The organism is Sphaerisporangium siamense (assembly GCF_014205275.1).
Taxonomy (GTDB): Bacteria; Actinomycetota; Actinomycetes; order Streptosporangiales; family Streptosporangiaceae; genus Sphaerisporangium; species Sphaerisporangium siamense.
The window spans coordinates 4,453,021-4,478,403 of the sequence record NZ_JACHND010000001.1 but is presented as its reverse complement, the minus strand read 5'-3'; the positions used below and the strand labels follow the sequence as shown (position 1 = coordinate 4,478,403).

At 73.1% G+C, this 25,383-nt stretch carries 25 protein-coding genes; 19 read left to right on the top strand and 6 right to left on the bottom strand.

Going from position 1 to position 25,383, the window contains the following annotated elements; translation table 11 throughout:
• Positions 1–3: 3 nt before the first annotated feature.
• Both BJ982_RS20785 and BJ982_RS20780 read left to right on the top strand, forming a co-directional pair.
• Positions 4–819 carry an energy-coupling factor transporter transmembrane component T family protein gene (locus tag BJ982_RS20785; RefSeq protein ID WP_184882533.1) on the top strand — a complete coding sequence of 272 codons (816 nt, stop codon included), beginning with the start codon at positions 4–6 and terminating at the stop codon, positions 817–819.
• 32 nt (positions 820–851) lie between these two features.
• Positions 852–2,882 carry a sensor histidine kinase gene (locus tag BJ982_RS20780; protein WP_184882531.1) on the top strand — a complete coding sequence of 677 codons (2,031 nt, stop codon included), beginning with the start codon at positions 852–854 and terminating at the stop codon, positions 2,880–2,882.
• Positions 2,883–2,936: 54 nt separating this feature from the next.
• Here the strand turns inward: BJ982_RS20780 and BJ982_RS20775 are convergent, their stop codons facing one another.
• Complete coding sequence (locus BJ982_RS20775; protein WP_239122824.1) at positions 2,937–3,596, bottom strand: HAD family hydrolase; 660 nt, start codon at positions 3,594–3,596, stop codon at positions 2,937–2,939.
• A 248-nt stretch (positions 3,597–3,844) separates the two neighbouring features.
• Here BJ982_RS20775 and BJ982_RS20770 point away from each other — a divergent pair, with 248 nt between their 5' ends.
• Positions 3,845–5,401: a CHAT domain-containing protein gene (locus BJ982_RS20770; protein ID WP_184882529.1), complete on the top strand. Its 1,557-nt coding sequence runs from the start codon at positions 3,845–3,847 to the stop codon at positions 5,399–5,401.
• Here the strand turns inward: BJ982_RS20770 and hrpA are convergent.
• The 3 genes from hrpA to ppgK all read right to left on the bottom strand — a co-directional run bounded on the left by hrpA (position 5,391) and on the right by ppgK (position 10,792).
• Positions 5,391–9,284: an ATP-dependent RNA helicase HrpA gene (hrpA, locus tag BJ982_RS20765; protein ID WP_184882527.1), complete on the bottom strand. Its 3,894-nt coding sequence runs from the start codon at positions 9,282–9,284 to the stop codon at positions 5,391–5,393. The two genes, BJ982_RS20770 and hrpA, sit on opposite strands and share 11 nt — an antisense overlap.
• Positions 9,285–9,477: 193 nt before the next feature.
• The gene (locus BJ982_RS20760) at positions 9,478–9,909 is read right to left on the bottom strand and encodes an ATP-binding protein (protein ID WP_184882525.1); all 432 of its coding nucleotides are present in this window, start codon (positions 9,907–9,909) and stop codon (positions 9,478–9,480) included.
• Between the two features lie 124 nt (positions 9,910–10,033).
• Positions 10,034–10,792 carry a polyphosphate--glucose phosphotransferase gene (ppgK, locus tag BJ982_RS20755; protein WP_184882523.1) on the bottom strand — a complete coding sequence of 253 codons (759 nt, stop codon included), beginning with the start codon at positions 10,790–10,792 and terminating at the stop codon, positions 10,034–10,036.
• Between the two features lie 113 nt (positions 10,793–10,905).
• On the opposite strand from ppgK, the gene BJ982_RS20750 reads away from it, so the two are divergent.
• Positions 10,906–11,850 carry a serine hydrolase gene (locus BJ982_RS20750; RefSeq protein ID WP_184882521.1) on the top strand — a complete coding sequence of 315 codons (945 nt, stop codon included), beginning with the start codon at positions 10,906–10,908 and terminating at the stop codon, positions 11,848–11,850.
• Positions 11,851–11,928: 78 nt separating this feature from the next.
• Here BJ982_RS20750 and BJ982_RS20745 read toward each other — a convergent pair whose 3' ends face one another.
• A complete protein-coding gene (locus BJ982_RS20745; protein WP_184882519.1) occupies positions 11,929–12,117 on the bottom strand; it encodes a DUF2795 domain-containing protein in 189 nt (62 codons plus the stop codon).
• Positions 12,118–12,648: 531 nt separating this feature from the next.
• Between BJ982_RS20745 and lanKC the strand changes: the two genes are divergently transcribed.
• The 15 genes from lanKC to BJ982_RS20670 all read left to right on the top strand — a co-directional run bounded on the left by lanKC (position 12,649) and on the right by BJ982_RS20670 (position 23,943).
• A complete protein-coding gene (gene lanKC / locus BJ982_RS20740) occupies positions 12,649–15,360 on the top strand; it encodes a class III lanthionine synthetase LanKC (RefSeq protein WP_184882517.1) in 2,712 nt (903 codons plus the stop codon).
• 6 nt (positions 15,361–15,366) lie between these two features.
• Positions 15,367–15,498: a SapB/AmfS family lanthipeptide gene (locus BJ982_RS20735; RefSeq protein ID WP_184616784.1), complete on the top strand. Its 132-nt coding sequence runs from the start codon at positions 15,367–15,369 to the stop codon at positions 15,496–15,498.
• Between the two features lie 61 nt (positions 15,499–15,559).
• On the top strand, positions 15,560–15,691 hold the full coding sequence (locus BJ982_RS20730) for a SapB/AmfS family lanthipeptide (protein ID WP_184882515.1): 132 nt from the start codon (positions 15,560–15,562) through the stop codon (positions 15,689–15,691).
• A 101-nt stretch (positions 15,692–15,792) separates the two neighbouring features.
• Positions 15,793–17,886 carry an ABC transporter ATP-binding protein gene (locus tag BJ982_RS20725; protein ID WP_239122826.1) on the top strand — a complete coding sequence of 698 codons (2,094 nt, stop codon included), beginning with the start codon at positions 15,793–15,795 and terminating at the stop codon, positions 17,884–17,886.
• A gap of 140 nt (positions 17,887–18,026) precedes the next feature.
• Positions 18,027–19,691, top strand: coding sequence for an ATP-binding cassette domain-containing protein (locus BJ982_RS20720; protein WP_445009393.1), 1,665 nt, complete (start codon positions 18,027–18,029; stop codon positions 19,689–19,691).
• Between the two features lie 143 nt (positions 19,692–19,834).
• Positions 19,835–20,287, top strand: coding sequence for an Asp23/Gls24 family envelope stress response protein (locus BJ982_RS20715; protein ID WP_184882511.1), 453 nt, complete (start codon positions 19,835–19,837; stop codon positions 20,285–20,287).
• Entirely contained in the window at positions 20,284–20,616 is a 333-nt protein-coding gene (locus BJ982_RS20710; protein ID WP_184882509.1) for an Asp23/Gls24 family envelope stress response protein, read from the top strand. The genes BJ982_RS20715 and BJ982_RS20710 overlap by 4 nt, the downstream gene beginning before the upstream one ends.
• Positions 20,609–20,797 carry a hypothetical protein gene (locus BJ982_RS20705; protein ID WP_184882507.1) on the top strand — a complete coding sequence of 63 codons (189 nt, stop codon included), beginning with the start codon at positions 20,609–20,611 and terminating at the stop codon, positions 20,795–20,797. Before BJ982_RS20710 ends, BJ982_RS20705 begins: the two co-directional genes overlap by 8 nt.
• A complete protein-coding gene (locus BJ982_RS20700; RefSeq protein ID WP_184882505.1) occupies positions 20,794–21,186 on the top strand; it encodes an Asp23/Gls24 family envelope stress response protein in 393 nt (130 codons plus the stop codon). Before BJ982_RS20705 ends, BJ982_RS20700 begins: the two co-directional genes overlap by 4 nt.
• Positions 21,183–21,956 carry a DUF6286 domain-containing protein gene (locus BJ982_RS40515; protein WP_184882503.1) on the top strand — a complete coding sequence of 258 codons (774 nt, stop codon included), beginning with the start codon at positions 21,183–21,185 and terminating at the stop codon, positions 21,954–21,956. Before BJ982_RS20700 ends, BJ982_RS40515 begins: the two co-directional genes overlap by 4 nt.
• 4 nt (positions 21,957–21,960) lie before the next feature.
• Positions 21,961–22,515: an alkaline shock response membrane anchor protein AmaP gene (locus tag BJ982_RS20690; RefSeq protein ID WP_184882501.1), complete on the top strand. Its 555-nt coding sequence runs from the start codon at positions 21,961–21,963 to the stop codon at positions 22,513–22,515.
• Positions 22,516–22,628: 113 nt separating this feature from the next.
• Positions 22,629–23,087 carry a DUF4383 domain-containing protein gene (locus BJ982_RS20685; protein ID WP_203958930.1) on the top strand — a complete coding sequence of 153 codons (459 nt, stop codon included), beginning with the start codon at positions 22,629–22,631 and terminating at the stop codon, positions 23,085–23,087.
• 64 nt (positions 23,088–23,151) lie between these two features.
• Positions 23,152–23,310 carry a sigma factor gene (locus tag BJ982_RS20680; protein WP_203958931.1) on the top strand — a complete coding sequence of 53 codons (159 nt, stop codon included), beginning with the start codon at positions 23,152–23,154 and terminating at the stop codon, positions 23,308–23,310.
• 43 nt (positions 23,311–23,353) lie between these two features.
• Positions 23,354–23,689 (top strand): hypothetical protein, encoded by a 336-nt coding sequence (locus tag BJ982_RS20675; protein ID WP_184882499.1) that lies wholly within the window; start codon positions 23,354–23,356, stop codon positions 23,687–23,689.
• Entirely contained in the window at positions 23,671–23,943 is a 273-nt protein-coding gene (locus BJ982_RS20670; protein WP_184882497.1) for a hypothetical protein, read from the top strand. Before BJ982_RS20675 ends, BJ982_RS20670 begins: the two co-directional genes overlap by 19 nt.
• A gap of 308 nt (positions 23,944–24,251) precedes the next feature.
• Here BJ982_RS20670 and BJ982_RS20665 read toward each other — a convergent pair whose 3' ends face one another.
• Positions 24,252–25,151 carry an IS5 family transposase gene (locus BJ982_RS20665; RefSeq protein ID WP_311772216.1) on the bottom strand — a complete coding sequence of 300 codons (900 nt, stop codon included), beginning with the start codon at positions 25,149–25,151 and terminating at the stop codon, positions 24,252–24,254.
• Between the last annotated feature and the right edge of the window lie 232 nt (positions 25,152–25,383).

Genomic DNA, 25,383 nt, shown 5'->3' with positions numbered 1-25,383 from the left:
CTGATGGACGTCACGCCGCGCCACCTGGGCGCGGGCTCCTTCCTCGGCCGCCGCGACCCGCGGGTGCTGCTGCTGGTGCCCGTGCTCCACCTGGTGGCCGTGGCGGGGATCGACGACCTGCGCGCGGTCCTCGCCTGCACGGTGGTCGCCCTGCTGTACTACCGCGCCGCGGGCATCCCGTGGCGCGGCGTGCGGGCCAACTGGGTGTTCATGCTGGCGTTCACCACGCTGCTCGTCGCCGTCAACAGCGTGTTCACCGCGGCCGACACGCGCGCCGGCGCGGAAGTCCTGTTCACGATCCCGGGCACCGGCGCCGAGGTGAGCTGGACCACGCTGTCGTACGCCGCCACGCTGCTGGTGCGCTACGTCTCGCTGGCGCTGGTCGGGTTCCCCGTGGCGTTCACCATCGCCCCGAGCGATCTCGGCGTGGCGTTCGCACGTCTCGGCCTGTCCCAGCGCCTGGCGTACGGGGTGGACCTCACCTTCCGCTTCCTGCCCTCCACCTGGGCGAACCTGAACGAGACCGTGGACGCCCAGCGGCTGCGCGGGTACGAGCACAGTCGCAGCCGCAACCCGGTCAGGCGGCTGCTCACGCTGAAGCCCGTGGTGGTGCCGGTGACGGTGAACGCCCTGATCGACGCCGAGGACACCGTCAACGCCATGGACCTGCGCGGCTTCGGCGGCAGGCACCGCACGTGGACGCGCGAGCTGTCCTTCGACCGGACGGACCTGCTCGTGCTCGGCGGCTTCGCCGCGATGGCGGCCGTGGCCACGGCCGCCAAGCTCCTCGGGCTGACCGGGACGGTATGGGTGCCGTGACGGTGATCCACCACTTCGACTGGAGGTAATACGTGGGCGTCAGCCTCACGGCGATCGTCGACCGGCTCGGCGGGCCGCCGCGCGCGCTCATCCGCGCCGCGACCGGCGCCGGTGGGCCGTCCCGGCGCGAGCGCACGCTGCGCTTCAAGCTCTACTCGCTGCTGAGCCTGCCGATCGTGGCGCTCATCCTGCTGTGGAGCTTCTTCACCGGGCACCTGGTCGGCGACCTGTTCGCGCTGCGCACGGCCGTCACGCAGTTCGAGCAGGTCGCGACCCCGGCCTCGGCCGTCGCCGACCACGTGCGGCGCGAACGCCACCTGTCCGCCCTGGTGCTGAGCGGGACCACGCCCGACGCGGGCGGCCTCGCGACCGCCCGGCAGGAGACCGACGCCGCGGTGGAGCGGCTCCACGAGCGCACGGCCTCCGAGGAGGCGCGGACGGCGATCGGGGCCGACGTGGCGCAGGGCCTCGACGACCTGGAACGGCAACTGGAGCGGCTCGGCGGCATCCGGGAGGAGGTCGACTCGCGGGCCGTGGACCGCCTGACGGCCGTGCAGCGGTACACCGAGATCCAGGACGCGCTCTACCAGATGGCCGACCGGCTCGTCACCGTGCCCGACCCGGCCCTGTACCGGCAGTCCACCGGCCTGCAGACCATCGCCAGGTCGCGCGAGATGCTCGCCCAGGAGGACGCCCTGCTGTCGGGCGCGCTGCTGCGCGGCACGCTCGGCCTCGACGAGCAGCACGTGTTCGCCCAGGTCGTCGCCGGGCGCACGCTGCTGCTGGACCGGGGCGCGCAGGCGCTGGACCCCGAGCTGCGCGCCCCCTACGACACGCTGCTCGCCTCGGCCGACTACAAGCGGCTCATCGCCATCGAGAACGAGGTCGGCGCCCGGCGCGGCGCGCTCGCGCGGGCCTCGGCCTGGCAGGGGCTGGCCGGCGGGCTCGGCGCGCGCATGGACCGGCTCGACGCCGAGCGCACGACGCTGCTCACCGGGCGCGCCGACGGCCTCGCCGCGGGCATCGTCGCCCGGATCGTCATCGCCGGCGGCGCCGGACTGCTGGCCATCCTGCTCGCCGTCGTGCTGTCGGCCCGGCTCGGGCGCGGGCTGTCCCACGAGCTCGCCGGCCTGCGCTCCGCGGCCCTGGACCTGGCCGACGTCCGGCTTCCCGCCGTCGTCGCCAAGCTGCGCGACGGCGAGCCGGTCGACGTGGACGTCGACGCGCCGCCCATCCCCGTCACCGGCACCACGCTGGAGGTGCGCGACGTCGCCCAGGCGTTCTCGACGGTGCGGCGCACGGCCGTCGAGGCGGCGGTCGGGCAGGCCGGCCTGCGCAAGGGCGTCAGCCTGGTGTTCCGCAACCTGGCGCGGCGCAACCAGTCGCTGCTGCACCGTCAGCTCAGCCAGCTGGACACGATGCAGCGCAAGACCAGCGCGCCCGACGCCTTAGCCGACCTGTTCCGGCTGGACCACCTCACCACGCGCATGCGCCGCCAGGCCGAGGGACTGATCATCCTGTCCGGGGCGCCGGCCGGGCGCGCCTGGCGCAAGCCGGTTCCGGTGCACGACGTGGTGCGCGGGTCGGTGGCCGAGGTGGAGGACTACACGCGCGTCACCGTCCTGCCCATGCCGGACACGTCGCTGGCCGGCACGGCCGTGGCCGACGTGATCCACCTGCTCGCCGAGCTGGTGGAGAACGCCACGGTCTTCTCGCCGCCCAGCACCCGGGTGCACATCAGGGGCGACCAGGTCGGCCACGGGTTCGCCGTCGAGATCGAGGACCGCGGCCTCGGGATGGCACCCGAGGACCGCGACGAGATCAACCGCCGCCTCACGGACCCGCCGGAGTTCGACCTCGCCGACAGCGACCGGCTCGGCCTGTTCGTGGTCAGCCGCCTGGCCGCCCGGCACGACATCAAGGTGGCCCTGCGCCGCTCCCCCTACGGCGGCACCACGGCCGTCGTGCTCCTGCCGCACACGCTGGTCATCCCGGCCGGCCGGGACACGCCCGTGGACCTGACGGGCGACCCGCTGGGCCCGCGGCCGGAACCCGCCCGGTGACGGGCGAGCCCGGCGAGGACGGTGGCACGGTGCCGGCCTCGCCGGGCGGCCGCCTCAGCGCAGGCGGCCCTCGGCGAGGAGCGCGGCCAGCTCGGGGATGCCGTCGACGATGACGTCCGCGCGGCGGGCCTCGGGGCGCTCGGCGTGCAGGTACCCCCACGGACCACGGCGCAGCAGCGCCGTGCGCATGCCCGCGGCCGCGGCCGGGAGCACGTCGTTGTCCAGCCGGTCCCCCACGTACAGGATGTCGCCCGGGTCGCGGCCGGCGACCGCGGCGACCTTGGCGAAGAACGCCGGGTCGGGCTTGCTGACCCCCCAGCCGGCCGAGGTGTGCACGCCGTCCACGGGCAGCTCCATCGCCACCAGCGCGTCGTAGGCCTGCGGCGGCTGGTTGCCCGCCACGATCACCTGGTGGCCCGCCTCGCGCAGCGCCGTCAGGCCGGGCCGCACGTCGGGGTACAGGTCGTCGGCGTCGAAGTTCTCGCGCAGGCCATCGGGGTCGTCACGCCGCCAGGCCGCGATCTCGGCGCTCAGGTCGATGCCGGGCCGCACGATGTGGAAGGCCTCCCGGTGCGAGCGGTCGAGCGCCGCCATGCCGCCGAGCACGCCCATGAGGACGAAGCGCGGCACCCCCAGGCGGTCCGCCCACCGCGACCAGATCCGTGTCTCGTCGACGAGCGTCTCGCCGACGTCGAACACCACCGCCAGTGCCACCCCGCACCCCTCTCGTTCGCGCGTGACGAACCCTACCTCCCGTCTCGCCGCGCCCGGCCCCCGTACCACCCTTGGCGATTTATGGGCACATGCACGCTGAATACGGAAACAGCATGAATGATTAACCGCAATCCGTATACGTCGCTGCCGGCTTCGGCATTGAAAAGACGGCCGGCGCCTGTCTTGCGGCGGATTAGGATACTCGGCGGACAGGGGAGGCGATGATGGCCCAAAGCACCGCTCCGCGGGTGTTCATTTCATACGCGCACGATTCCGCCGCGCATCTGGACACCGTGCGCGAGCTGTGGGTCTTCCTGCGCACACACGGCGTGGACGCCCGCCTGGGCCTGCCCCCGGCCGAGCACGCCCGGGACCGGCGCGCGTGGGCGGAGGCACGGATCGGCGAATCGGATTTCGTGCTCGTCATCGCCTCGAAGACATATAAAGAACGGGCGGACGGACTCGTCGAAGTTGACGAAGTACACCGAATCAACGGAACCGATGAAGCGGATGAATCCGGCGGAGCCGAGGAGGACGCACGGCACATCCGCGACGCGTTCCGCCTGGACCCCGGCGCCGCGGCGGGGAAATACCTGCCCGTGCTGCTTCCTGGGCACTCCGCCGCCGAGATCCCGGAATTCCTCGGCGCCGCGCCGCCCCACCAGGTGACCGGCCTCAGCGCCCGGGGAACGGACGGTCTGCTGCGCGCCCTGGCCGCCGGGTCCCCGCCGGCGCGCTCCCGGTCGCCGCTGGGCCACGACCTGGTGCTCGCCGTCACGGCGGACGGCGACCGGCTGGCCTGCGAGGTGACGCTGGCCGGGTCGCTCCTGGGACGGCACGACGCGCCCCTGCCCTTCGAGCCCGGCGTCCTGAGCCGCGCCCTGGCGGCTCCCCCGCACGCCGCCGAGGAGCGGCTCATCGAGGCGGGGCACCGGCTCCGCCAGGCCCTGCTGACCGAGGACACGGCCCGACACCTGACCAGGCTGCTGCACGACTCGCGCTTCGGCACGGTCGTCGACGTCGTGGTCGAGCACGGGGACGCGGCGGCGTGGCCGCCGTACGAGGCGCTGCGGCTGCCGGACGGGGCCGTGCTCGCCACCCTTCCCGGCGTCCACGTGCGGCGGCGCGCCCCCGGCACCGGGCGGCGGACGGCGCCGCCCCCGCCTCTGCCCGGACCGCTGAAGATCCTAGTGGTGGCGGCGGGCGAGAATCGTGCACGGGACACGCGAGTGGTCCTGGACGCCGTCGCGGACCTGAGCGCCTCCGGGGCCGGCGAGGCGCGCGTCCTGGAGGTCGCCGCGCCCGGCCGGATCACCGGGGCGCTGCGCGCCGGCGGGTACCACGTCGTCCACCTGTCCGCCCCCGGGTCGCCGTCCTCGGTCGAGCTGGAGGACGAGGACGGCGACCCGGTCGCGGTGCCCGCGGGCGAGCTCGCCGCGGTCCTGCGCGACGGGGACGGCCGCCCGCCGTTCGTCGTGCTGTCCGCCGGAGAGGACGGCGCCACCCTGGCCGCCGCGCTGGCCCGGCACGGCGGCGGCCGGGTGCTCGCCGTGCGGGCGCCGGTCACCGACTTCTACGCCACCGCGCTGGCCAAACGGTTCTACGCCACCCTGGCCACCGGCGCCGAGGCCGGCCCCTCGGCGGCCCTCGCCGAGGCCCGCCGCCACCTGGAGCAGGGGCGGATCCACCGCGGCCAGGCCGACCCCGGCGACACGCTGCCCCCGCTGTACGCGGCGGCGGCCCTGCTGTCCGCCGGCGAGGACTTCCCGCTGGTGGACCTGGGCGACCCGCCGCTCAGGCCGTGAGGCGCTCCATCGCCTTGGTGATGCGCTTGTCACTGATCGGGTACGGCGTGCCCAGGGTCTGGGCGAAGTAGCTGACCCTCAGCTCCTCCAGCATCCAGCGGATCTCCACCACCGCGTCCTCCGAGCGCCGGGCCGGGGGCAGCCGGCCGAGCAGATCGTCGTAGGCCAGGCGCATCTCGTCCAGCTTGAGCATGCGCTCGTGGTCGCGGTAGGGGTCGTCGGGGAGCTTCTCCAGGCGGCGTTCCACCGCGCGCAGGTAGCGTTGCAGGTCGGGAAGGCGGCGCGAGCCGGTCGCGGTGACGAAGCCGGGGAAGACCAGCTCGCCGAGGTGCTCGTCGATCTCCTCCAGCGCGTCCGCCGGGCTCTTCATCGCGGCCAGCGTGTTCCGCACGCCGTGCCAGATGACCAGGACGCGTTCGACGCGGGCGACGACCTCGGCGGTGGTGTCGTACAGCTCGGCGCGCACGTGGTCGTGGACGCGGCGGAAGTCGCCGGGGTTCCAGGCGGGGCCGCCCGCGTCGGCGATGAGCTTGTCGGCCGCGCACGTGACGCAGTCCTCGAACAGGTCGGCGGCGTCGCGGTGCGGGCTGTGGCTGAGGGCCAGCTTCTGCTGGGTGGTCAGGCCCCGCAGGATGCCCTTGGCGGGCGAGACGACGTTGAGCAGGACGAGCCGGCGCATGCCCGGCCCCATGGCGTCGCGCTGCTCGGCCTCGGTCTGGAAGACCCGCACCCCCACCGTGCCGCCCTCGTCCACCAGCGCGGGGTAGCCCTTCAGGCGGCCCTGCTCGAAGAGCTTGGGCAGGTCGCCGAACGTCCACGCGCGCAGGCCGGTGCGCTCCAGCTCCTCCCCGGCGCGCGAGAGGGTGGCGCGCACCTTGGGGGCGAGGCTGCTCTTGAGCGCGGCCAGGTCCTTGTCCTCGCCCACGGTGCGCTTGCGCTCGTCCACCACCCGGTAGGTGACGCGCAGGTGGTCGGGCAGGCGGGCGGGGTCGAACGCGTCGGCGGGCACCTGGACGCCGGTGAGCCGGGACAGCTCGCGGGACACCGCTTCGGCCACCGGTTCCTTGCCGGGCGTGACGTGCTCCAGCACGGCCTTGGCGTAGTTCGGCGCGGGCACGAAGTTGCGGCGCAGCGGCTTGGGCAGCGAGCGGATCATCTCGGTGACGAGTTCCTCGCGCATGCCCGGCACCTGCCAGTCGAAGCCGTCGCCCTCGAACTGGTTGAGGATCTGCAGGGGGACGTGCACGGTCACGCCGTCGGCGTCGGCGCCGGGCTCGAACTGGTAGGTGAGCCGCATGCGCTGGCCGAGGTGCCGCCAGGCGTCGGGGTAGGCCTGTTGCAGGTCGTCGGCGTCGGCGCCCGCGTTGATGAGCATGTCGGAGGTGAAGGTGAGCAGCTCCGGCCGGGTCTGCCGCTCGCGCTTCCACCAGGTGTCGAAGTGGCGCGCGGAGACGACGTGATCGGGGACGCGCTTGTCGTAGAAGTCGAACAGCGTCTCGTCGTCGACCAGGATGTCGCGCCGCCGCGCGCGGGCCTCCAGCTCCTCGACCTCCGACAGCAGGCGGCGGTTGTCCTTCAGGAAGCGGTGGTGGGTGTCCCAGTCGCCCTCCACCAGGGCGTGGCGGATGAACAGGTCGCGCGACAGCTCGGGGTCGACCCGCCCGTAGTTGACCTTGCGGTCCACGACGATCGGCACCCCGTACAGCGTGACCTTCTCGGACGCCATGACGGCGCCCTGGCTCTTCTCCCAGTGGGGCTCGCTGTAGGTGCGCTTGACCAAGTGGCCGGCGAGCGGTTCGATCCACTGCGGCTCGATCTTCGCGACCACGCGCGCCCACAGCCGCGAGGTCTCGACCAGCTCGCCGGCCATGACCCACCGGGGCTGCTTGCGGAACAGCGCGGAGCCGGGGAAGATCGCGAACTTCGCACCCCGGGCGCCCAGGTACTCGCGCATGGCGCGGCGGCGCGCACCGGCCCCGTTCTTGTCGGCGTCCTTGTCGACGTCCATGACGCCGATGTGGGAGAGCATGCCCGCCAGCAGCGAGACGTGCACGGCGTACGGCTCGGCGCGGGCCGAGTTGAGCGTGACGCCCATGCCGGTGGCGACCTGCCGGAGCTGGCTGTAGAGGTCCTGCCATTCGCGCACGCGCAGGTAGTTGAGGTAGTCGGCCTTGCACATGCGCCGGAACTGGCTGGAGGACAGTTCTTTCTGCTGCTCGCGCAGATGGTCCCAGAGCTTCAGGAAGGTGAGGAAGTCCGATTCCTTGTCGGCGAAGCGGGCGTGCTTCTGGTCGGCCTGGGCCTGCTTGTCGGCGGGCCGCTCGCGGGGGTCCTGGATGGACAGGGCCGCGGCGATGACCATGACCTCCTCGGCGCAGCCGTTGTCGTGGGCGGCGAGCACCATGCGGGCGAGACGGGGGTCGACGGGGAGCTGGGCGAGCTTGCCGCCGATGGGCGTGAGCTTGCGGTCGTCGTCGAAGGCGCCGAGCTCGTGCAGCAGGTTGACGCCGTCCTTGACCTGCCGCTGGTCGGGCGGCTCCACGAACGGGAAGGCCGCGATGTCGCCGAGGCCGAGCGTGGTCATCTGCAGGATGACCGAGGCGAGGTTGGTGCGCAGGATCTCGGGATCGGTGAACTCAGGCCGGCCGAGGAAGTCCTCCTCGGAGTAGAGGCGGACGCACACGCCGTCGGAGGTGCGGCCGCAGCGGCCCTTGCGCTGGTTCGCCGACGCCTGCGAGATCGGCTCGATGGGCAGGCGCTGGACCTTCAGCCGGTGGCTGTAGCGGGAGACGCGGGCGAAGCCGGGGTCGATGACGTACTTGATGCCCGGGACGGTGAGGGAGGTCTCGGCGACGTTGGTGGACAGGACGATCCTGCGCCCGCGGTGCTGCTGGAAGACCCGGTGCTGCTCGCCCGCCGACAGCCGCGCGAACAGCGGGAGCACCTCTTCGTCGCGGCCCTTCAGGGCCTCGGCGGTGTCGCGGATCTCGCGCTCGCCGCTGAGGAAGACGAGGATGTCGCCAGGACCCTCGGCGCAGAGCTCGTCCACCGCGTCGACGATCGCCTGCGCCTGGTCCTCCTGGTCGTCGGTGATCGGGCGGTAGCGGACCTCGACGGGGTAGGTGCGGCCGGAGACCTCGATGACGGGAGCGTCGCCGAAGTGGCGTGAGAAGCGCTCGGGGTCGATCGTGGCCGAGGTGATGATCACCTTGAGGTCGGGGCGGCGGGGCAGGAGCTGTTTGAGGTAGCCGAGGATGAAGTCGATGTTGAGGCTGCGCTCGTGGGCCTCGTCGATGATCAGCGTGTCGTAGCGGGACAGCAGGCGGTCGCGCTGCATCTCGGCCAGCAGGATGCCGTCGGTCATCAGCTTGACCAGGGTGTCGTCGCCGGAGTGGTCGGTGAAGCGCACCTTGTAGCCGACGGCGCCGCCGAGGGGGATGCCCAGCTCTTCCGCGATGCGCTCGGCCACGGTGCGGGCGGCGATCCTGCGCGGCTGGGTGTGACCGATCTGGCCCTTGACGCCCCGGCCGAGTTCGAGGCAGATCTTGGGGATCTGGGTGGTCTTGCCGGACCCGGTCTCGCCCGCGACGATGACCACCTGATGGTCGCGCACGGCCGCGAGGATCTCGTCCCTGCGCATGCTGACCGGCAGGGCCTCGGGGTAGGTGAGAGCGGGCACCAGGGCCCGGCGCGCCCCGACCCTGGCCTCGGCCGCCTCGATCTGGCCCGTCACCTGGTCGGCGATGGCCCGCAGCGCCTTGTGGTCGCGCACCTTGCGTGCGCCGTCGATGCGGCGGCGAAGCCTCAGCTCGTCGCGCAGCATGAGCGCGGGCAGGCGTTCGCGCAGGCCGGTCAAGGGCGATGTCACCGAAGAAGATCCCATGGTCGCTTTCCCGGCCGTCCCGTCAGATGGCCGCCACCGGAAAGGATAAGCAACCCTCCCGGGTCCCGCGCCAACGGTTTAGGCGTGACCCGGGACGCCGGGGGCGCGCGACCGGCGCCCGCGCGATCCGCGCCGGGGCCGACGGGGGCGCCCGGCGACGGCGGCCGCGCCGATCAGTGCCGGTCAGCGCCGGTCAGTGGGTGCTGAGCAGGCGACCGGGGGCGTCCTTGACGAACCTCAACGTCTTCTCCAGGCAGACGATCGCGCCGTGCCGCGGCCGGTTCATGAACCGGACGTCGTCGGCGAGCGCGCGCATGATCTGGAGCCCCCGGCCGTGCTCGGCGAGCGGCCTGCCCGGACTCACCTGGTCAGGGTCGAAGCCGGTGCCGGTGTCGGTCACGGTTATCAGGCACTTGTCGTCCAGCACCTCCACGCTGACGGTGTACTCGTCCCCCGCGTTGGCGTGCCTGATGACGTTCGAGCACGCCTCGGTGAGCATGAGCTGGACGTCCTCCCGGATCTGACGCTCCACCCCGAGGACCTCCAGCTCGGCGCCGAGGATCTGCCGGGTGACGGACACGCTCGCCGCGTCTCGCGGCAAGCGCAATGCGATGGTCACCTTCACGTTTCCTCCTTCCCACCCACTTGTTAAAGGTGCCCTCCCAGACACGGGCAAACACCGGGGCCCGATCCGATGCACCGGCCCCGTGCTCTTCTCCGGTCACGGCGGCACGCGGCGGGCCCCGCCGTCACGGGTGGGAGACCGGGACCGCGGCGGAGGCGGCGGCGAGCGCGGCGCCGATGATGCCGGCGTTGTTGAGCAGGGCGGCGGGCACCACGGTGGTGCCGGGAAGATCGATGAAGCGGAGGAACTTGTCGGCCTTCTTGCTGACCCCGCCGCCGATGACGATCAGCGAGGGCGACATCAGCATCTGGACGTGCTCCAGGTACCGCTGGACGCGCTGGGCCCACTTCTCCCAGGTCAGGTCGTGCGCCTCACGAGCGTGGTCGGAGGCGCGGCGCTCGGCCACGTGCCCGTCGATCTCCAGGTGCCCGAACTCGGTGTTGGGGATCAGCGCGCCGTTCATGATCAGGGCGCTGCCGATGCCGGTGCCGAAGGTGAGCATGAGGACCAGCCCCTCGTGGCCGCGGCCCGCGCCGAACGTCGCCTCCGCGACCCCCGCCGCGTCGGCGTCGTTGAGCACGACGACGCCGAGGCCGCTCGCCTCGGTGAACAGCGCCCGCGCGTCCGTGCCGATCCAGGCGTGGTCGACGTTCGCCGCGGTCCTGGTCACGCCGTCCACCACCACGCCGGGGAAGGTCACCCCGACCGGGCCCGTCCAGGAGAAGTGCTCGACGATCCGCCGGACCACCTCGGCCACGGCGCCGGGGGCGGAGGGGCTCGGCGTCGGTATCCTGCACCGCTCCGCCAGCAGCGTCCCGGTCGCCGTGTCCACCGGGGCGCCCTTGATGCCCGACCCGCCGATGTCGATTCCCAGTGTGTTCATGTCGCTCCCACCTGTCCGCTCTCCCCCGTCGTCTGCCACGTACGAGGCAGAACTACCATCTCTTCCCCGGATCGCACGCGCCTGTGCCGCACCGGATCTGGTAGGGATGACGGGTGTCGTCCTTCACCTCCCCCGCGCGGCGGGCGTCACGCGCCCTCGCCGCGGTGCTCGCCCTCACGCTCGCCCTCGTGCTCCTCCCCCGGGCCGCCGCGCCGGCCTCGGGCGCCGTGGGCGCGGCCCGGACGCCGAGGATCCCGGCGGGGACGGCCGCGAGCTACGTGGTGTTCGACCGCGTCACGGGCAGGACGGCGCTGGCGCACAAGCCGCACGTGCGGTTCCGGTCGGCGTCGGTCGTGAAGATCCTCATCGCGCTGGACTACCTGGAGTCGCGCACGACCACGGTGCCGCGCGCCGACGCGGACCTGCTGCGGCGCATGCTGCGCGCCAGCGACGACGACGCCGCCACCGTGTTCTGGCAGCGCGGCGGCCAGGGGGCGATCATCGGCCGCGTGACGCGCCGTCTCGGCCTGGCCGACACCGGCCCGCCGCCCGCGAACAGGCCGGGCTTCTGGGGCTACACCGCGCTCAGCGCCGCGGACGTCGTCACCACCTACCGCTACCTGCTGGAGCGGGCGAAGCCGAAGGTCAGGGACGTGATCCTTGGCCACCTGCGCAAGGCCTCCCGCTGCGCGGCCGACGACTTCGACCAGTACTTCGGCATCCCGGGCGCGGCGCCCCGGCCCTGGGCGGTCAAGCAGGGCTGGTCGGGCTACGGCGCCCGCCCGGCCGTGCCCTGCTCGCGCACACGCCCCTCCGCCGGGTCCGCCGCGGCGGGCGGAGCCGCCCTCACGCCCGCCGGAACCGCCGCGGTGAGCGGCCCGCGCCCGCCGGTGAACCTCGGCCGTCCCGTGCTGCACACGACCGGCCTCGTCGGCAAGGGCGACCGTCTGATCATCGCCGTGCTCACGCTCCAGCCCGCCGGCGCCGGCTACCAGTCCTCCGCGGCCCGCCTCACCGCCCTCACCAAGGACGTCTACCGAGCCGCGACGCGGCGATAGCCCCCGGGCGGGGAGCCGGGTACGACGTGCCTGTACGCCCGGAGCCGCACGGCCTGGGCGTCCGGGCGACGCCCGGGCCTACCGGGCGAGTTCCTTGCTGACGCCGCTCGGGCCGTCGTACTCGCGGTCGGGCAGCCGCTCCAGGGCCTTCACCGCGTCCTGGTCCGCGCCCTGCGCCTTGGCGTGTTCGAGCAGGGTGTCCTTCGACGCGGGATAGTCCACTCCCGACAAGTACTTCTGCACGTGGATGAAATCTGCCTGGGTCATGATCTCCCCCTTTTCGCAGGGTTCCTCTCCTCGGGCAGACCCCGGAAAACCGTCGATTCCACCTCCAAGGCACGGGCTGCGCGAGTCTTTGCCGCGCGACCGAACCCCTCCCTATACCCCCACGAACACAGTTAAACGTACGAATAATCTTCGGTTCGCCGAGGCGTTCGCCGCCCTGTAACACCGGGTCCCCGCGACGCCGGACCCGAACCGCCGACGGCACTCCGAACCGAACGACGCTCGCCATGACGCACCGCATGACTCGATGAATACGAAAGAAGTTCAGGTTTGCGTCACCCCAGGTCAAGGTCATTTTTTGCCCTTAAACCAGGTCAAGCCACAAATCTTCTTGAACTTTCTTGACGAGTCCGGAAGTTCGTAAAACCACAGGTCATTGCCGCTGACTATGACAGTCATCACTAATGCAATAGTGACATCCGCATATGACACCTATGGGTACCGTCACTAGCCATGGCTGGGGTTATCCGTAATTCTCATCCCAGCGATCGAGCAGAGAGAGGGGCGTGAGACGTGACCACCCGGTACGAGGTCTATTGCCAAGCGGATCCGTTGTTTTACGACACCCTTGACAACCAGCGGGCCAAGTATCCGGATTTCCCCATTGCCGGCAGGCCCGTGCCTCCCGGGTGGGACCACCGCGTCACGGACACGTGGCTGCACTACGGGCCGGCGGACAGAGCGCTGCCGTCGCAGGGCTGGAAGATCCACATCTCCTCCTGCCTGGCCGACGCCGAGAAGACGCTGGACATCGTCTGGGACTACTGCGTCGGCCGGCGGACCAGCTTCAAGTTCCTGCGCGGTCCGCGCGTCGCGATGATGCAGAGCTCCAAGTACGCCGACCGGGGCAGCAGCGGCAAGCTGGTCACGATCTACCCCTTGGACGAGGCCGAGCTCGAACTGGTGATCAAGGAACTCGACGAGCTCCTGCGCGGCGTGACCGGCCCCTACATCCTGAGCGACCTGCGCATCGGCGAGGGCCCCCTGTTCGTCCGCTACGGCGGCTTCGCCGAGCGGTTCTGCCTCAACGCCAACCTGGACCGCGTGCTGGCGATCGAGGACCCCGACGGCGTCCTCGTGCCCGACCGCCGCGGCCCCTCCTTCTCACCCCCGCCCTGGGTCACGCTGCCCGCCTTCCTGGAGCCCCACCTCGCCGCCCGCAACGCGGTGACCATGGCCGACCTGCCGTACGCGATCGAGAGCGTGCTGCACTTCTCCAACGGCGGCGGCGTCTACAAGGCGACCGACACCCGCACCGGCGAGACGGTGGTGCTCAAGGAGGCCAGGCCGCACGCCGGGCTCGACGCGGTCGGCCGCGACGCCGTGGCGCGCCTCCGGCACGAGGCGGACATGCTGCGCCGGCTCGACGGGCTGGACGCCGTGCCGGGCATGCGCGACTACTTCACCGTCGGCGACCACCACTTCCTGGTCCAGGAGTTCGTGGACGGCCCCACGCTCAGCCAGGAGTCGGTGCGGCGCCACCCGCTGATCCGCGCGGCGATCACCCCCGAGGACGCCGCGGAGTACACCGAGTGGGCGCTCAGGATGCTCGGCCAGGTGGAGCGCGCCATCGCCTCCCTGCACGAGCGCGGGGTCGTGTTCGGTGACCTGCACCCCTTCAACGTCCTGGTCGAGGGCGACCGGGCCGTGCTCATCGACTTCGAGGTGGCCAGCCTGGCGGAGGAGAACACCCGGCCGACGCTCGCCAACCCCGGCTTCTGCCCTCCCCCCGACCGGGTCGGCGTGGAGGCCGACAAGTACTCGCTCGCCTGCATGCGCCTGAGCCTGTTCGCCACGATGTCCACGGTGCTGATCCCCCTGCACCGGGCCAAGGTGGTCCACCTCGCCGACCTGGTGCGCGAGACCTTCCCGGTGCCGCGCGAATTCATCGACGAGGCGGTCGAGACCATCCTCGGCCCGGAGCGGAGCGCCGCGCCGGCGGGCACCCCGGAGACCACGGGCGACACCGCGAACACGACGAACACCGCGAACACCGCGAACACGGCCGGCACGGTCAGCGCGGTCGGGGAGCGGCCCGACACGCGGGCGATGCGCGAGCTGCCGCTGCCGGGCCGGGCCTCCTGGGCCTCGCTCAGGGACGCCGCACGCCGGGCGATCCTCGCCTCCGCGACCCCCCAGCGCCACGACCGGCTGTTCCCCGGCGATTCGACGCAGTTCCTGCCGGGCGGCGGGCTGAACCTGGCCAGCGGAGCGGCCGGCGTCCTGTACGCCCTCGCGGCGACCGGGGCGGGGCGGTTCCCCGAGTACGAGGGCTGGCTGCGCGAGCGGGCCTTCGCCCCCGAGCACGGCACCGGTCTCGGCTTCTGGGACGGCCTGCACGGCGTCGCCTACGCCTTGGACGCGATCGGCCGGCGCGAGGACGCCCTGGAGCTCGTCTCCCTGTGCCTGCGCGAGAAGTGGGAGCGGCTCGGCCAGAGCCTGTACTCGGGCCTGGCGGGAATCGGGCTGAACCTGCTGCACTTCGGCCGCGCGACCGGGGACCGCGAGATCCTCGACGGCGCGGGCAGGATCGTCGACCTGGTCGCCGACCGGCTCGGCACGGTCGAGAGCGTCCCCGAGATCAGCGGCGGCGCCCACCCGCACGCGGGGCTGATGCGCGGGTCCGCGGGCCCGGCGCTGCTGTTCCTGCGGGCCTACGACGCCACGGGCGACGCCGCGCTGCTCGACCACGCGGAGGTGGCGCTGCGGCAGGACCTGCGCCGGTGCGTCCACCGCGACGACGGGCAGCTCCAGGTCCAGCAGGGCTGGCGCACCAACCCCTACCTGGACGAGGGCTCGGCCGGCATCGGGCTGGTCCTGCGCCACTACCTCGAACGGCGCGAGAACGCGGACTTCCGGCAGGCCCTGCACGACATCGGGCCGGTCGCGACGCTCCGGTACTACGTCCAGTCAGGCCTGTTCAACGGACGCGCCGGCATGATCACCGCGCTGGCCACGGGCCTGCGCCCCGACGTCGACCGCCACTCCCCCGAGGTGGCCGACCAGGTGGCGCGGCTGGCCTGGCACGCGATGCCCTACGGCGGCGGGCTGGCCTTCCCGGGCAACCAGTTGCTCCGGCTCTCGATGGACCTCGGCAGCGGTACCGCCGGCGTGGTCCTCGCGCTGGGCGCCGTGCTGCACGACCAGCCGGTGACCCTGCCCTTCATCTCCCCGCCCGGCACGCCCGCCGGGACGGCGGTTCCTCCTGAAAGCGGAAGGAGGTGACATGACATGGCGCTTCTGGACCTTCAGGACATGGAGCTGCCCGGTGGCGGCGGCCACGGCGGCGGCGGCAGCAGCCTGAGCCTCCTGGGTTGCACCCCGCACGAGAACAGCAGCCTCAGCATCCTCTGCGGCAACTGACATCTCTCAGAAGTTCCCAGCGGTACCCCGAAATCCGGCGAAAAGAAAGGGCGTGATCCCCATGGCGCTTCTCGACCTGCAGGACATGGAGCTTCCCGGCGGCGGCGGCCACGGCGGCGGCGGCAGCAGCCTGAGCCTGGTCGGTTGCACCCCGCACGAGAACAGCAGCCTCAGCATCCTCTGCGGCAACTGACTCCGCGGTACCTGAACGAGTGACCTCTCGCCTGGGGCGGCCCTGACCCGGCCGCTCCAGGCTGGTCCATTCCCGGAACCATCGGAAGGGAAACCTTTGCCATGTCGGAGACCCCGGCGGCGGGCCACCGGACGACCGGCACCCGGGAACACCTCGCCGCCACCGGGGACGACGACGCGGCGGCGGCTCCCGTGGCGGGGGCCGCGAAACCGGACCGCGGCGCCGACGGACTCCTGCTGGAGATGGTGCGCCGCAGCGGCGCCTGGCCCTACATCTACGCCGCGACCGCGCTGGCCGGCGCCGTGGTCGAGCTCATGCTCCCCGGCGCGCTCGGCCGGGCCGTCGACGTCCTCGTCTCCCCCTCCGGCGACCCCACCGGCGTCCTCGTGCTGTGCGCCTCGCTCGTCGCCACGGTCGTCGCCTGCGACGCGGTGGCGGTCCTCGCCTCGGGATCCGGCGGCGCGCAGGCCGCGCGACTGCTGCGCGAGCGCGTGGTCCGCCACATTCTCGCCGTCGGGCCCGCGATGTCCCGCCGGCACCCCGCGGGCGACCTGGTCACCCGGGCCGGGACCAACGCCGAGGAGGTCGGCGCCGCCCCTGAGGCCGTGATCACGGCCGTCTCCCTGCTCGTGCCGGCCGCCGGGTCTCTGGTCGCGCTGGCGCTCATCGACCCCTGGCTCGCGGTGGCGTTCGCCGCGGGCCTCACCGTGATCCTGCTCGTCCTGCGCGCCTTCCTGCGCGAGACCACCGCCGTCTCCTCCGGCTACCAGGAGGCCCAGAGCGACATCGCCTCCCGGCTCATCGACGCGCTGGCGGGCGCGCGCACCATCGCCGCCGCCGGGACCGAGGAGCAGGAGGTGCGCCGCGTCCTCGCGCCCCTGACCCGCCTGCGCGGATTCGGCATGGCCGTGTGGCGGGTGAACGCCCGCGCGGGCGTGCAGGCCGCCATCGTCGTCCCCCTGCTGGAGACCGCCGTGATCGGCGTCGGCGGCCTGCGCCTGGCGGCCGGGGCGCTCACCGTGGGCGAGCTGTTCGCCGCGGCCCGGTACGCGGTGCTCGGCGCGGGCATCGGCTCGGCGCTCGGCTACCTGAACCGGCTCGCCCGCGCCCGCTCGGCGGCGCGGCGGGTGCGCCAGGTCCTCGACCTGCCCGCCCCCACCTACGGGCACGAGGAGCCGCCCGGCGCGGGGGCCGAACGCGGGCGCCTGGAGCTACGCGGCGTCAGCGCGTACGCCGACGGGCGGCCGGTGCTGCGCGACATCGACCTCACCGTGCCGGGAGGGGCCGCGCTGGCGGTGGTGGGCAGGTCGGGCAGCGGGAAGTCGGCGCTGGCGGCCGTCGCCGGGCGCCTGCTCGACCCCGACCGCGGCGAGGTCCTGCTCGACGGGGTCCCGCTCCCCCGGCTCTCCCGCGCCGCGCTGCGCGGGGCGGCCGGCTACGCGTTCGAGCGCCCTGTGCTGTTCGGCCACACCCTGCGCGAGGCCATCGCGCCCGGCGGGTCCGACGAGGCGGTCAGGGCCGCCGGCGAGGCCGCCGCGGCGGACGCGTTCATCCGCAGGCTGCCCCGGGCCTATGACACGCCGGTCGAGGAGGCGCCCATGTCGGGCGGCGAACGCCAGCGGGTGGGGCTCGCCCGCGCCTTCGCCCACGGCGGGCGGCTGCTGATCCTGGACGACGCCACCTCCAGCCTGGACACCGTGACCGAGTACCAGGTCGCGCGGGCGCTGACCGAGGAGCTGCGCGACCGCACCCGGCTGATCGTCGCCCACCGCGCGGCCACGGCCGCCCGCGCGGACCTGGTGGTCTGGCTGGAGGACGGGCGGATCCGCGGGCGCGGCACGCACGAGGTGCTGTGGCGCGACGCGCGTTACCGCGCCGTGTTCCAGGTAGCGGGACAAGTGGCGGGACAGGTCGCGGGACAGGTCACGGACAAGGCGACGGACCAGGGCCAGGCGACGGACCAGGGCGGACACGGCCTCGAATCCACACCGCGCGTGCCACACGACTCCCTGGCACCGCGGCATTCCCCGCCGGTGACGCCGCCGGCCTCCTCCCCGACGGCGTCACCGGCACCCTCTCCTACGTCTCCTCCAGCGCCTTCCCCGGCGTCCTCCCCGGTACCTCCACCGGCGCCTTCCACCCCGGCTTCCGCGGCACCTTCCGCCGCACCCTCCCCGGCGGCGGAGCCGCGATGACCCTCCGCCGGACGGGACAGCGAGAGGGCGCGCGCGCGGGACGGCCGGGCGGCACGCGGACGGAGGCCGCGCGACAGGGTACGCGGACGGAGGCGCGGCGGCTGTTGTGGGGGGCGGCGCGGCGGCGGCCGGGCGTCCTGGTGCGGCTGTTCGCCTGGTCGCTCGCCGAGGCGGCGCCCGCGTTCCTGTCCGGCCAGGCCCTCGCGCACGCGCTGGACGACGGCTTCTCGGCGGGCCGCCCGGGGACGGGCCTGGCGTGGCTGGGCCTGATGGCCGCCGCGTGGCTGGCCGCCGCGCTCGGCGCCCGCCAGGTGCTGCTGGCCATCGCGGCGATCGTCGAGCCGTTCCGCGACACGCTGCTGCGCCGGGTCGTGGCGGGCACGCTGTACCGCACCGCCGCCTCGGGCCTGCGCCCGGACAGCGCCGCGCTGGCCAGGCTCGGCCGCCAGGTCGAGCTCGCCCGCGACTCCTTCGCCGCCGTGATCGCGGTGAGCAGGTCGTTCCTGTTCTCGGTGACGGGCGTGCTGGTGGGGGTGCTCACGCTGATGGACGCGGTGCTGCCGCTGGTGCTGCTGCCGCTGGCCGCCGGGCTCGCGCTGTTCTCCGCGTCGCTCCCGGCCATGGCGCGGCTGCAGCGGCGGCTGATCCTGGCCGAGGAGGGCACCGCGTCCTCGGTGGCGGCGATGGTGGACGCGCTGCGCGACGTCACGGCGTGCGGCGCGGAGGACCGTGCCGCCGCCGTGGTCGGACGGGACGTGACGCGCCAGGCGGAGGTGGCCAAGGCGCTCGCCCGGCTCACCGCCGCGCGCACGCTCTCGCTCGCCATCGGCGGGTGGCTGCCCATCCTGATGGTCCTGGTCGCCACGCCGGCCCTCGTGCGCGACGGCGCCACTGCCGGGGTCATCCTCGGCACGCTGACGTACGTGGCCCAGTCGCTGACGCCCGCGCTCGGCGGCCTGGTCCAGGGGGTCGGGGTGAACGGCGTGCGGCTGGTGGTGGCCCTGGAACGCATCCTGTCCATGGGGCCCGCGCCGCGGAAAACGCTCACGGCGGGCGGCCCGGACACGGCGCCCCGCAGTGCGCTGCTGCGGCTGCGCCGGGTGACGTTCGCCTACGGTCCCGCGGCCGAGCCGGTGGTCTCGGACCTGAGCCTCGCCGTGCGCGAGGGGGACCATCTGGCGGTCGTCGGCCCGAGCGGTATCGGCAAGTCCACGGTCGCGGCCCTGGCGGCCGGTCTGCTCCGGCCGCACGACGGGCAGGTGCTGATCGGCGGCGTTCCCGTGACGAGCCTGTCCGGCCCCGCGCTGAGCGCGGCGCGGGTGCTGATCCCGCAGGAGGCGTATGTCTTCCGGGGTACGCTCGGCGAGAACCTGACGTACCTGGCGCCGGGGCGTTCGCCGTCGGAGGTGGACAAGGCGGTGGACGCGGTCGGCATGGCGGAGCTGGCCGCGCGGATCGGCGGGTACGACGCGATGGTGGAGCCGTCCGAGCTGTCCTCGGGCGAGCGGCAGCTCATCGCGCTGACCCGCGCCTACCTGTCGCCGGCGCGGCTGATCCTGCTGGACGAGGCCACCTGCCACCTCGATCCGGCCGCCGAGGCGCGGGCGGAGGAGGCGTTCGCCGCGCGCGAGGGGACGCTGATCGTCATCGCGCACCGGCTCACCTCGGCGCTGCGGGCCCGGCGGGTGCTGGTGATGGACGGCGTCCGCGCCCAGGTGGGCACGCACGAGGAGATGATCGCCGCCTCGCCGCTGTACCGGGACCTGATGGGCCGGTGGGAGGACCCGGTGGCCTCCGGGGCCTGACCCTCCGCACACCGCCCAGGAAAACCGACATTGGGGCATAAAATGCCCTTAAATTACCCTTCGTGGGGGTATCTCCTCATTACGCCGGTTGTGCCTTCCTATTCGCCGACGCAGGGCGACCTGCTGGAACGGAGGACAACGAGGTGAGCGCACAAAGGAGCGAGACCACCACGACGACCACCGGGGCGAGCCGCGGCTCCGCGGAGCTGGCGAGCGAGCGCGGCAGGACCACGATCGCCGAGACGGTGGTCGCCAAGATCGCGGCGATGGCCGCCCGTGAGATCTCCGGCGTGTACGCGATGGGCGCGGGAATGACCCGGGCCATCGGCGCCGTACGGGAGCGGCTCACCGGCGCCCCCGGGAGCACGCAAGGGGTGACCGTCGAGGTGGGCGAGCGCCAGGCGGCGGTCGACCTCGACATCATCGCCGAGTACGGGGTCCCGATCCCGGACATGGCCGCGGGAACCCGCCGCAACGTCATCGAGGCCATCCAGAAGCTGTGCGGGCTGGAGGTCACCGAGGTCAACATCGCCGTCCAGGATCTGCACCTGCCCGGCGAGGAGGCCGAGGAGCCCCAGGAGGCCCGGGTCCGATGACCTCCACCGCCGGCCGGACCGGCGCTCCTGAGCGGCTGGAGGACCGGATCGCCCAGGCGGTGACCGGCTGCCCGGGCATCGCCTCGCTGGCCGGGGGCCTCCACCTCGGTCGCGGGCCCGCCGGGGTCGCGGTGCGCGACACCGGGGTCGAGATCACCGTCGTCGCGCGGTACGGCAGGCCGATACCGGAGATCGCGGACGAGGTGCGCGCGGCCGTCGGGCCGCTGGTGCCCGGAGTCCCGGTGGACGTGCGCGTGGACGACATCGCCACCGCAGGGGACGAGGACGCGCCGTCGAGATCGACGGGGGAAGGTGACGGAAATGGATGAAACCCGCTGGTGGCCGGCGATCGGCCTGGTGTTCGGCACCGCCTTGGGGTTCGCCGCGATCGTGGGAGGTTGGGCGGCGTTCGTCATCGTGCTCGTCCTCGGCGTGGCGGGCTACGTGGTCGGCCGCGCGCTGAGCGGCGATCTCGAGGTGAGCGGCCTGCGCGGCCGGAGACGCACATGAGCACCACGGCCCCGTACGGCGGCCTGGCCACGCCCGAGACTCGGGGACGCACCGACATCGCCGACCGCGTGCTGGAGCAGGTCGCCGCGCACGCGGTCGCCGAGGTGGAGGACGTGGGCGGCGTCGCCCCCCGCGTGCTCGGCGTGCCCCTCGGCCGGGACTCCCACGACGTGGCGCCGCGGGTGACCGCGCACGCGGAGGGCCAGGTGGCGATCGTGAAGGTGGCGATGTCGGCGACCTACCCCACGCCGGTGCGCGACCTCGCGCGGCGGGTGCGCGACAACGTCATGGCCCGGGTCCGCGAGCTGACCGGCCTGGAGGCCAGGCAGGTGGACATCGAGGTCACCCGGCTGATCGGCCCGCCGCCGCGCGAAAGGCGGCTGCGGTGACCACGCCCGGCGACCCCACGGCCCCCTGGCCCGGCCACGGGACCTCACCCGACGAGCCCGCCGGCTCCTGGACCGGCCAGGCTTCGCCCGGCGACGCCACCGGCTCCTCAGCCGGCCACGGGACCTCGCCCGGCGACCCGACGGCCTCCGGGCCCGAGCCGTCGTCCGCGCCCGAATTCCCGGAAGGCCCGGCCGAGGAGCCGCCCGTGCGGCACGGCGTCGCCCGGCGCGCGGCGGCGCGGGCGTTCCGTCCCCGGCGGGCGATCTCCGCCACCGTCACCGCGCTGCTGCTCAGCCTGGCCGCGCTCCTCACGCTGGCCGGCGCGGTCTCGGCCGCGACGGGCACGGACATGCGGATGCCGCCGTGGTCCTGGCTCGCCGACTTCGCCGCCGGCCCCGTGGACGACCCCGGGCACCTGGCGGCGGCGAGCGGAGCGCTCGCGCTCGGCCTGTTCCTGCTGGGGCTGGCGTTCGTGCCCGGCAGGGCGCGGGTCGTGCCGCTCGCGCCGGACGACCCGATGACGGTCACCGCCATCACCCGGGGAGGGCTGCGCCGCCACCTCGCCACGGTCGCCGAGGGCGTCGACGGCGTCTCGCGCGCTCGCGTGCGGGTGGGCCGACACGCGGTCCGCGTGAACGCCACGACGCCGCTGCGCGAGCCGGCCGGCCTGCCCGGCGAGGTCACCGAGGCCGTCGGGGACAGGCTGGACGAGCTCAGGCCGCTGCGTCCCCTGCGGGTCCACGTCGACGTCAGACGGAAAGAGGGATGATCAGGTGAGACAACCGCCCGCCGCCGTCAACCGCGTCGGCCTGGTGATCGTGGGGCTTCTGCTCGCCTGCGCCGGAGCCGTGTGCCTGGTGCGCGCGCTCGGGCTGCTCGGCCCGCCGAGCGCGCCGCTGATCCCGCCCGAGGTCGCCACCTATCCGGCGGGCCGGCCGTGGGTCTGGCCCGCGGTCATCGTGATCTCGCTCATCGTCGCCCTGCCGGCGCTGCGCTGGCTGGTGGCGCAGGGGCGCAGGGGTACGCTGCGCACCCTCGACCTGGAACCCGACCGGGCCCACGGCGCCACGCGCCTGTCGGCGGGGGCCGCCGCCGGGGCGCTGGAGGAGGACCTGATCGAGAGCCTGCCGGGGGAACGGGTGCGCGCGTCGCTGTCGGGGTCCGCGGACGACCCGCGCCTTGCGCTCGCCGTCGTGATCCCCGACCGGGCCGACCCCGCCGCCGCGCGCCAGGGGATCAGCGGGGCGGTCGGACGGCTGCGGCGGTCCCTGGAGATCGAGCGGCTGCCCGCGACGATCCGGATGCACACCGTCCGCACCCGCACGTGACCTCCGCGGCGGCCGGGGCGGCGCTTGCCCTGCACGCGGTTCGCGACGGGCCATGAGACATGCGAACCACAGAAGGCCACGGGCGCGACGGCGCGGCCGTGGGAGGAGGGATCATGGGAGCGCGCACGCGTGAGATGACGAGGACGCCGCTGCAGATGGCCGCGTTCCTCATCGGACTCGTCTTCCTCGCGTTGGGGATCCTCGGGTTCATCCCCGGGATCACCACCGACTACGGGTCCATGGGCTGGGCCGGGTACCGATCCACCGCTTTCCTGTTCGGCGTGTTCCAGGTCTCGGTCCTGCACAACTTCATCCATCTGCTGTTCGGCGTCGCGGGCGTCACCCTGGCGCGGACCTGGGCGGGAGCCCGCGCCTACCTGGTGTGGGGCGGCGTCCTGGCCCTGCTCTGGTGGATCTACGGGCTGATCATCGACCAGAACAGCCCCGTCAACGCCATCCCGGTCAACACGGCCGACAACTGGCTGCACTTCTTCCTCGGCATCGTCATGATCGCCCTCGGCGCGACGCTCTCCCGCCGCACCCCCTCCTCCAGGCGGACCTTCTCGGTCTAGCCCCGGGAGGAGATTTTTCCGTTCCCCCCGTCGGAGTGGAGGGCTCCCGGGCGATGAAGGGGATGTGAACCTACCGGCGGGAGTGGAACCGGACCCGGGAGCCGCGCTGCTCGCGTTGTACGACGCGGCGTTGCCCCAGGTCTACGGCTACCTGCTGTCCCGCTGCGGGCAGCGGGCCCTGGCCGAGGACCTGACGGCGGAGACGTTGCTCTATTGGCATTAGACATATCTCTCGACAGACCATCGTCTGCGAGAAGGATCCCCGCATGCTCCCCACCGGCCTCCCGCCCAGCGCGGAACTCGGGCACCTTGCCAGGGTGCTGGACGCCCTGCCCGCGCTGTTCGCCCCGCCCTCTGGCCGCGCTCAGTTCGCCGCCGCCCAGGACGCTCTCACCCATCTTGCCGTCATCGCCGCCGAACGCCCCGCCACCGCTGACGACGTCGCTGCGGCGATCACCGGCTACGCCGTCCGCGTCGGGCATCTCCGCGCAGAGTCATCGACGTCCGGCGTCCTCACCCCGGCTACGCGCCGTGCGCCGATCAACGGTCAGGCCGGGCCTGACCTCCGGCTGGAGGTGACGGCATGCCTCAGGTCCGCATGATGGGCGACGACGCGGAGGAGGTCGACGCCGTCCTGGAGGTCGCCCTCGCCTGGCTGCGCTCCTGCCCCGATCTGATCGTGGGCAGCCCTACGCGGCTCGGTCACCGAAACGGCGGCGGCAGGGTGGTGTTCGAGCTGATGCTCGCCCGCCCGGCCGCTCCGCAACGCGTCCAGGCCGAGCGGGTGGACGTCCCTGCGCGTCGGCGCGCCGCGGGCTCGGCGCGGCGCCGCGCTCTTCCTCCGGGCGGGCAGTGATGTCCGGGGTCCCCCAGCGTGAGAAGCGCGTCACCGAGCCCGCCGAGCTCGCGGCCAACCTGGCGCGGTTCTTCAACAGGTTGGAGGATCACGCCGCGGCCGACCCGAGCAATCTCGTCTACTTCGACGAGCTCGCTGAGCACCTGCGTGCGACCAAGCTGCGCGCCCTGGCGCGCGCAGCCCGCGCCGCGAAGGAGGGTGGGGTTTACACCCTCGGCGACATCGTCCGGATGCTCGGCATCACCAAGCAGAGTGTCCATGAGCTGATGCGTAAGGGCCAGGCCCTCCTGGAGGCCCGGCGCGTCCGGCTAGGGCGTGTTTCGAAGACAGGTGAGCCAGTCGTTGATGGCGGCGATGTGGGCGGTGGCCTCGTAGCGGACGGCGAGTTTGTCGTACCTGGTTGCGATGGCACGGTTGCGTTTGAGCAGGTTGATGCCGCATTCCACGGCGTGGCGGGCGCGGTAGAGCGCCGGGTCGAACTGTGGAGGACGGCCGCCGCGGCTGCCGCGCCGCAGCCGGGCGGCGATCCGGTCGGCAGGCTCAGGGATGACGCACCCGATCCGGCGCCGGCGCAAGTGAGCACGGATCGCCCGCGATGAGTACGCCTTGTCGGCCAGCACCACATCGGGCCGGGTACGAGGCCGCCCCGGTCCCGGCCGGGACACGCCGATCCCGGCCATGACCGCGTCGAACTGCGGTGCATCCCCGCGTTGCCCGGCCGTCACCACCAGCGACAGCAACCTTCGGCCCCGCTCACACGCCAGGTGCAGCTTGGTCGACAACCCGCCCCGCGAGCGCCCCAGAGCGTGATCGGCCGGCTCGGTCCGCACCCCGCCAGGCGGTTCGGCCTGCAACGTCGCATCCTTGCGAGCACCGGCCGCGTGCTGGTGCGCACGCACGATCGTGGAGTCCACCCCGACCTGCCAGCCGATCAGCTGTGCGGCATCGGCCATCGCCTGCAGGCCGGTCACGATGCCGTACCAGGCGCCGGAACGCTGCCAGCGGCGAAACAACCCGTACACCGCCTGCCAGGAGCCGTAACACTCCGGCACATCCCGCCAGGGCGCTCCCACCCGTGCCCGCCAGCGGATCCCATCGATGAGCTGCCGCTTGCTCCACTTCGACGGCCGTCCTGATCTCCTTGGCGCGGGCAGCAGCGGCTCCAGGCGTGCCCATTGCGCATCGGTCAGGTCAAACCGCCTCGTCACCGCTAAGGTGGCCACGAGGTCTCCGGTGTGAAGGTTCTTCTTGGTCGATCAACCTTCTATCGGAGACCTCACTGCATGTCCGGACATGACACGCCGTCACACAGCGGACTTCGAAACAGGCCCTAGTAGTGCTTTGTTAGGTCTGTTGATGGCTGTTGCGGCGTAATCGTTTCAGTGAGCGGTGGCAGGTGGGGCATGCGCCGGTCCAGGTCGCGAGCAGTAGCTGCAGCTC

What these genes read in the sequence shown, in the direction of transcription:
- BJ982_RS20745 (WP_184882519.1), bottom strand. Translation starts at nt 12,117, where the DNA reads ATGACCCAGGCAGATTTCATCCACGTGCAGAAGTACTTGTCGGGAGTG.
- BJ982_RS20670 (WP_184882497.1), top strand. Translation starts at nt 23,671, where the DNA reads ATGCCTCAGGTCCGCATGATGGGCGACGACGCGGAGGAGGTCGACGCC.
- BJ982_RS20705 (WP_184882507.1), top strand. Translation starts at nt 20,609, where the DNA reads ATGGATGAAACCCGCTGGTGGCCGGCGATCGGCCTGGTGTTCGGCACC.
- BJ982_RS20700 (WP_184882505.1), top strand. Translation starts at nt 20,794, where the DNA reads ATGAGCACCACGGCCCCGTACGGCGGCCTGGCCACGCCCGAGACTCGG.
- BJ982_RS20725 (WP_239122826.1), top strand. Translation starts at nt 15,793, where the DNA reads ATGTCGGAGACCCCGGCGGCGGGCCACCGGACGACCGGCACCCGGGAA.
- BJ982_RS20730 (WP_184882515.1), top strand. Translation starts at nt 15,560, where the DNA reads ATGGCGCTTCTCGACCTGCAGGACATGGAGCTTCCCGGCGGCGGCGGC.
- BJ982_RS20735 (WP_184616784.1), top strand. Translation starts at nt 15,367, where the DNA reads ATGGCGCTTCTGGACCTTCAGGACATGGAGCTGCCCGGTGGCGGCGGC.
- hrpA (WP_184882527.1), bottom strand. Translation starts at nt 9,284, where the DNA reads ATGGGATCTTCTTCGGTGACATCGCCCTTGACCGGCCTGCGCGAACGC.
- ppgK (WP_184882523.1), bottom strand. Translation starts at nt 10,792, where the DNA reads ATGAACACACTGGGAATCGACATCGGCGGGTCGGGCATCAAGGGCGCC.
- BJ982_RS20685 (WP_203958930.1), top strand. Translation starts at nt 22,629, where the DNA reads ATGGGAGCGCGCACGCGTGAGATGACGAGGACGCCGCTGCAGATGGCC.
- BJ982_RS20710 (WP_184882509.1), top strand. Translation starts at nt 20,284, where the DNA reads ATGACCTCCACCGCCGGCCGGACCGGCGCTCCTGAGCGGCTGGAGGAC.
- BJ982_RS20675 (WP_184882499.1), top strand. Translation starts at nt 23,354, where the DNA reads ATGCTCCCCACCGGCCTCCCGCCCAGCGCGGAACTCGGGCACCTTGCC.
- BJ982_RS20785 (WP_184882533.1), top strand. Translation starts at nt 4, where the DNA reads ATGGACGTCACGCCGCGCCACCTGGGCGCGGGCTCCTTCCTCGGCCGC.